The organism is Skermanella sp., assembly GCF_059503625.1.
Genome location: NZ_JCACHA010001048.1, coordinates 1 through 5,851 on the forward strand (window position 1 = coordinate 1; position 5,851 = coordinate 5,851).

At 63.8% G+C, this 5,851-nt stretch carries 5 protein-coding genes; 2 read left to right on the forward strand and 3 right to left on the reverse strand.

Features of this window, described 5'->3' with window-relative positions; all coding sequences use genetic code 11:
- Positions 1-137: 137 nt before the first annotated feature.
- The 3 genes from AC5JJ6_RS38025 to AC5JJ6_RS38035 form a co-directional block, all read right to left on the reverse strand.
- Positions 138-1,067: a replication protein RepA gene (locus AC5JJ6_RS38025; protein ID WP_496047016.1), complete on the reverse strand. Its 930-nt coding sequence runs from the start codon at positions 1,065-1,067 to the stop codon at positions 138-140.
- Between the two features lie 522 nt (positions 1,068-1,589).
- Positions 1,590-2,000: a putative toxin-antitoxin system toxin component, PIN family gene (locus AC5JJ6_RS38030; protein WP_496047017.1), complete on the reverse strand. Its 411-nt coding sequence runs from the start codon at positions 1,998-2,000 to the stop codon at positions 1,590-1,592.
- Positions 1,997-2,248, reverse strand: a complete 252-nt coding sequence (locus AC5JJ6_RS38035; protein ID WP_496047018.1) for a hypothetical protein — start codon at positions 2,246-2,248, stop codon at positions 1,997-1,999. The genes AC5JJ6_RS38030 and AC5JJ6_RS38035 overlap by 4 nt, the downstream gene beginning before the upstream one ends.
- A gap of 323 nt (positions 2,249-2,571) precedes the next feature.
- On the opposite strand from AC5JJ6_RS38035, the gene AC5JJ6_RS38040 reads away from it, so the two are divergent.
- A complete protein-coding gene (locus AC5JJ6_RS38040; RefSeq protein WP_496047019.1) occupies positions 2,572-4,362 on the forward strand; it encodes an exodeoxyribonuclease VII large subunit in 1,791 nt (596 codons plus the stop codon).
- Positions 4,363-4,372: 10 nt separating this feature from the next.
- Complete coding sequence (locus AC5JJ6_RS38045) at positions 4,373-4,618, forward strand: hypothetical protein (RefSeq protein WP_496047020.1); 246 nt, start codon at positions 4,373-4,375, stop codon at positions 4,616-4,618.
- Positions 4,619-5,851 lie beyond the last annotated feature (1,233 nt).

A 5,851-nucleotide genomic window follows, 5' to 3' on the forward strand; every position in this document is an offset into this window, starting at 1 on the left:
TGCCCGTGCTGCCAACGACTCACTCAGTGCCGCATTATATGACACAGTAGTATTAGGAGACTGCCTTCTTTAAGGTGACAGGGACAAGTGGGGAATCCAGTGAGCCCAGTCTTTCGGGCTGAGGAATCGAGTGAGCCCTACCGGGTTGCCAAAAGACGGGGCGCCACCGGCGGCCGAGAGGGCTTCAGGACAAGGCCCTCGTCCGTGAACTCGACCTTGGCACCTGGGTAGACGGCGTTTGCCAGCGCAAGGGTTCCTGGGAACTTGTTCTTGAAATGGTACAGCTTAGAGAACCCAGTTCCGAACTGGGCCTTTAGGGCTCCCCAGGGAACTAAGCGGTCTTCCCTGAGCGCGTGCAGCCTGTAGGCGAGCCAGAGGTAGACGTCGAGCGCCGGGGCGTTGTTTGACAGCGCCTTGATGGCTGCCTCCTCGAGCGGGACAGGGTGCCTCCTGAGCTGTTCGAAGAATCCTTCCGAGAGCTTTGCCGTCTCGAGCGAGAGCCGTCCCTGGGTCGCCCCGTCGTCTGCCTCGATAAACAGGGCCTTGTCCACGATGGTCTGCTGAACGAGACCGGAGCTGCGACTGCCGGTGGAGATGTCGAACGTCAGCTTGCAGCGACTGATACGCTCGGCCTGGTCCCGGACGCTCTTGCCCGTCATGCCACCGGCCGGAATCCCAACTCGAGCCAGCCACCCTCGCATGGAGTTGCCCAGTTCGACCTCGCGCCTGCCGGTTCTGAGAGCCTCCGTCTGGAGGTAGAGCAGGATGAGCCGCGCGTGGCTACCAAATGGGACGCCTACGAACTCGAAGCTTTGGCTGCCGTCCAGGGCCACGATCTGGCGGCGGCCCGGCTCCACCATGAGCTTGACCTTCTCGGACACGATGCCCCAGGGGGCGTCGTTCTCGAGCCTCTTGTGGGGGAGGGCGCATTGGGCCCATCCGCTGTATGCGAAGCCGAGGCCGGAGTCCTCATCCGCAAGGTAGGCCGACGCCGCCTCGACGATTGCGCGCTCAAAGCCCGCATCGATGGCGCCTTTGCGCCCCTTAGCCTCGATCAGGTCATGCACCGTGCCCATTGCCTGCAGACTCTGCCCGACGGCGCCGCAAATGTCGCTGGGGAATCGAGTGAGCTGAACTACTAGAAGCTATTGGAGACTCTATTATTAGAATGCTCACTGCTTTCCTCGGGATAAAGGCGATAACTTGTTGATTCTCCGTCGTGCCGCTCACCGCTTTCCCTGGTCCACTCACTCGTTTCCCCAGACGACCTGTGGGCTCACTGGATTCCTCAACAGGGCAGGGGCTCACTAGAATCCTCACCTATCGCCGCGACTCGGGGAGGGGTCTCGGGCTTTCGCCAATGCGGTCCCTGCTGGTTCTCGCCGCTCGCGAGGTGCTACGGCCGAGTAGCTCTTCGATTGACTCCACGGCAGCCTTGACACACTGCATGGCGATGGAGTCGATCACGCGCGGTAACCTGCATTACCATGTGTGACGCGGCGGTTGCGCCGAACCGCTTTGGCCGTGTTTCTTCGCACGGAAGCGACAACGGCGAGCAGGGTGGGGGAGCCAGTACCCAGAGGATCAGGTCATGCGCCTCCGGTGGCCTCCGCAAGGTAATCCGCTGGCCGCAGGATCCGCACGCCGCGCCATGGGTGCAGCACAAGCAGGTCGGCGTCGCCGCTAACGATGGCCCAGGCATTGGAGGCGAGGGCGAGCTCAAGGTATTTGTTGTCCTTTGCATCACGGCAGTCCGCCACGCGCTCGGATGGGATGAACCACACCGCGCCGCCGCACAGGACGTCGAGGATGCGTATCCGCCGCACCGTCGGGACGGCTGCGGCGAAACGCGGCCGCTCGAGCACGCTAGCGATTTCCGCCTCGACCTCAGCCGAGAGTGCGAAGACGTCAGTCTCCTCCGCGCGCAGCAACGCCTGCTCGGGCACGCTGTCCTCGCGGAGTGCGGCGCTCACCACGGCCGAGGCGTCGAAGACGATCACGCCGAGGAGTTGTCGCGACGCTCCGCATTGTAGGCCATGAGTTCGGCATCGATGTCGGCGTCCGTCAGGCCGGCGGCGCGCGCCTCGGCCTTGGCCGCAGCAACCGCCTGCGCCAGCTCGCTCGGGCCGGGGCGTGGGTTGAGCACCCGGCTGACCAAGCGGCCCATGGCGGCGCGCGTGCGCGGGTCGCCGAGGGCGGCGGCGGCGTCGGCCTCGACCTCGATGGTCACGGGGACGGTGTCGGGCATGGGGGTGCCTCCTGGCGGGAGCCTATCCAGGCGCGCCGCGCCGGGGCAAGCAAGTCAAAGACGATAAAAGGATATTATCGTATGTAGGCGGGGCGCCTGAGGGTTATTCCGATTTGATTTCAGAATTATCTTGACGCTTGGAGGCGAACTCGACGCAAGTAAAGCTTTCAGGACCTTGGGCTCTGGCGTAAACCGGAGGTGGTCACACCAGGCAACTAACCACGATGCGCGCGCCCTCTGCCCATTCCCGCAGACCGCTTAGCGCCCATGAGCAGCCTTCGGTTGTCTCAGCACTTCCGAACACGGCGATCTCGCTGCGCGAATTGCTGGGCAGCATCCAGCAGACCCTCCGGGACTTGCCGCGCGCGTGGGTGCGGGCCGAGGTGCAGAAGATCTCCGTCGGCGAAAAGGTGTCCTCGGTTGAGCTGATCGAGACGGACGCTGCGGGCAGGGTTGTTGCCAAAGCCCGCGTGAAGTTTTGGCGGGCCCGCTGGCAGGAGGTCGAGCGCCGGTTCGCGGCGCTGGGCCTGCATCTCGAGCCGGGGACCAAGATCCTGGTCCATGTTCAAGCCGATCTGCAGCCAGCCTTCGGCTTCGAGCTCGACGGCCATGACATCGACCCGAGCTACACCCTGGGCGACCTCGCTGCGCGCTTAGCCGCCTTCCGCGAAAAGCTGAAGCAGGACGGCCTGTTCGATCGCCAGGGGCGCCTTCCGGCACCGCGCGACTTCCAGCGGGTGGCGGTCATTACGCCAGCACTCTCCGCCGGCGGCGCCGATTTCGAGCGACTGACCCGGCGGTTGCACGAACTCAGGCTGGTGGAGATCGTGACGCATGCCGCCGTCTTTCAGTCGGCTGCGGCATCGGAGTCCATCCGTGCCGCGCTCCGTTCGATCTTCGTCGAATGTCGGGAGGGACGGTACTGCGCCGTCGCATTGGTCCGGGGCGGCGGTGCATCAGCCGACCTGGCACACCTTGCCGACTACGATTTGGCCCGAGCCATCTGCCTGATGCCCGTCCCGGTGCTGGTCGGGATCGGCCATCAAGTGGACCGGACCCTGCTCGATGAGGTTGCGCACCTTTCGCTGCCGACCCCGAGTGCAGTGGCCGGGCACATCATGAAGACCGTCTCCGGTAACTGCGCCGCGGCCGAGCGGGCGATCCTCGCTATCCGGCACCAAGTCAGCTGCGATGTCGCCCGACTGGAGCGGGCCACAGTTGATTATATGGCCAATGCCCGGGAGGGCGGCCGTCGATCCATGGATCAGGCGGAGACAAGCGCGCGGAAGGTCAGCCGCAGCCTGGAGCCCAATACTCGCATCCTCCTCGACCTCGCCAGCGGTTACGCTCGGGAGGCCGGGGATGCCGCCCGACATGCCGCTTCGGCGGCCAGGGAGGCCGCAGGCAGTGCCGTCCGGTCTGCCTTGAGCGGCGTCACCACCGGCGGCAGGGCTCTGTTGAAGCCATGCGAGCAGGATCTCGCTTCGGCTTCGGCCACCATTCGCTCCGCTCCGACTACCCTGCTCTACCAAGCCGCTGCCAATCTCACCGCAGCCAAGCAGGCGGTCGCTCAGAGGCCCGCGGCCGCCTTGCAACAGGCAGACCGGGAAATCGTGGCTGCGCTCCAGGTCGTGCGGGAACGTCCACTTTCCCTCCTCCAGGAGCAGGTCACGAGCCTCCGCACCGCCGCCGCCTCTGTTGAGGAACGGGCCGGGACGGTGACCCGGACCGGTGAGGCGGCCCTTGCCACTGCTTGGTCCGCAGTCGCGGCAACCGCGCCTCCGACGCTTGACCGCCTCGCAGACATGGTCAGCGAGGCTCTGGGCACATCACTGCGTCAGGCAAACGCTGCCCCCGACGCCGCGGGGGGTGCTGCAGCCACCCTACTTCGCAGCATCGAGGAGGCCGCCTCCGTATCCATCGCTGCTGTGGCGTCTTCCGTGACGGATGCTCGTGCCATAGCCGCGATGGCCGATCCCAAACGGCTGCTTGCCAGCGGCTACGCCATTCTGCGGGCACCGGATGGCCGTCCACTCACCACCACGGCTGCTCTTCGTGCTGAACCGGTTGTCCAGGCCGAGCTGGCCGATGGCGGTACCACCCTCAGGCAGTGACGGAGGCAGGATGTCGACTACCACCACGGTGACCATCCATCCGCCCGGCTCCGGGCTGCCGGCTAAGTGGGCCGACGCCTTTGGCGAGTTGCAGGCGATCGCCGAGAAGCTGAAGCCGAACGCCAACAAGGTCCCGGACGTTGACGAGATCGAACCTCTAGTTCGCCGCGCGCGCGAGCTCGCTGATCACTGCGAGGCCCGCATTGCCGCCGTGAAGGCCGTACTCGATCAGGACGGCAGGCAGACTGAAGGCTGATCGGGTGCATCAGGCTGGCTGACGTGCCGGAAGCGATCGTATGCCGCGGCGGCCGTGCACGGGCACCCTCGACAGCACGGTGAGTAGGGTAAAGTTCCCAGCAGAAGGACTTTGGGAGTAGAGAGGTAGAGCAGTGGACTTGCCCACGATAATTGCTACCAGGCTACCGAAAGTGTCGCAACATAATGCCGTCTGTCCAGTATACATGCCTAAGGAATAGTATGATCGGTGTCCAAAAATTGCGGGCTGGCATTGATCTGTCACTCTGCCTCTTTGAGTTGTGAGTATTAAATTCCGGTAGTGGCGCTAACTAAAATCGTGTCATGATCGGTCGCCTCCAAAAGGCGGCCACCATCAACAATGGACGTCTATGTCAGAAGCAGATCGCGTTTTCTCACGCCACCCCAAGCAGCCTACATCTTCCAACGAAACGCGGCACATTGTCACCGCATCTCGAAAGAACCGCTCCGGGGTTATGGCGAACCGGGTCGTCGAAGTCGTACACGTGGCGCGTGGAACACCGAAACCCTTGAAGGATCATCTGCATCCAGTGGGGCGAAATGCCCACGCGGAGACGTGGCATGATGGGTTTTGCGCAAAGCCCCCTTCGCCTGTGCCGTCGCCAGAAGCGCAACCCGTGGTGCCCGAGCTCACGTCTCCAACCGTGCACGTCATGCCGGCATGGGAGCCATCGGTGCAGCAACCAGCCTTGACCGACAAAGAGTCCGCTGAGTTACCGAGCAGCGTCGCAGCCATTGAACACCGCAAGCAGCGTAAAGCAAAGTCAAACGCGCCCAAGGTGACGATGCGGCGGTTTGCGGACCCTTTCGCCGCAGATGATACTGGCGCCAACTGCATGCGGTGCGGATACCTCGTTGAGCAAGCGCGAGAAGCACGTGGCTTATGGACGTGCTCGAAGTGTGGCTGATGCACGACGGTCGCATCATGCGTGTGGTCACGGTTTTGCAGCAGCTGCACCATGCACGGTAACTGCCATTACCACGCATGAACGGCAGCGCTCGGTGCTATAGCTACCCGAAATGGGCAACCCCCCGCCGCCCACCGCTTTTATCCTGAAGCGCGAGGTCGTGGCGGTTACCTCTGGCGAGGTGTGAGGCGCCTACCAAGCCAGCTTCCGCTGCCTGCAGTCGGGCATCCCAACCTGCAGATGGCGTAGTTTGGCCGAAAGCGGTCTGGCCGCATCGCAGCGATCACCGGCAAGAAGTAGACGTT

What these genes read in the sequence shown, in the direction of transcription:
- AC5JJ6_RS38045 (WP_496047020.1), top strand. Translation starts at nt 4,373, where the DNA reads ATGTCGACTACCACCACGGTGACCATCCATCCGCCCGGCTCCGGGCTG.
- AC5JJ6_RS38035 (WP_496047018.1), bottom strand. Translation starts at nt 2,248, where the DNA reads ATGCCCGACACCGTCCCCGTGACCATCGAGGTCGAGGCCGACGCCGCC.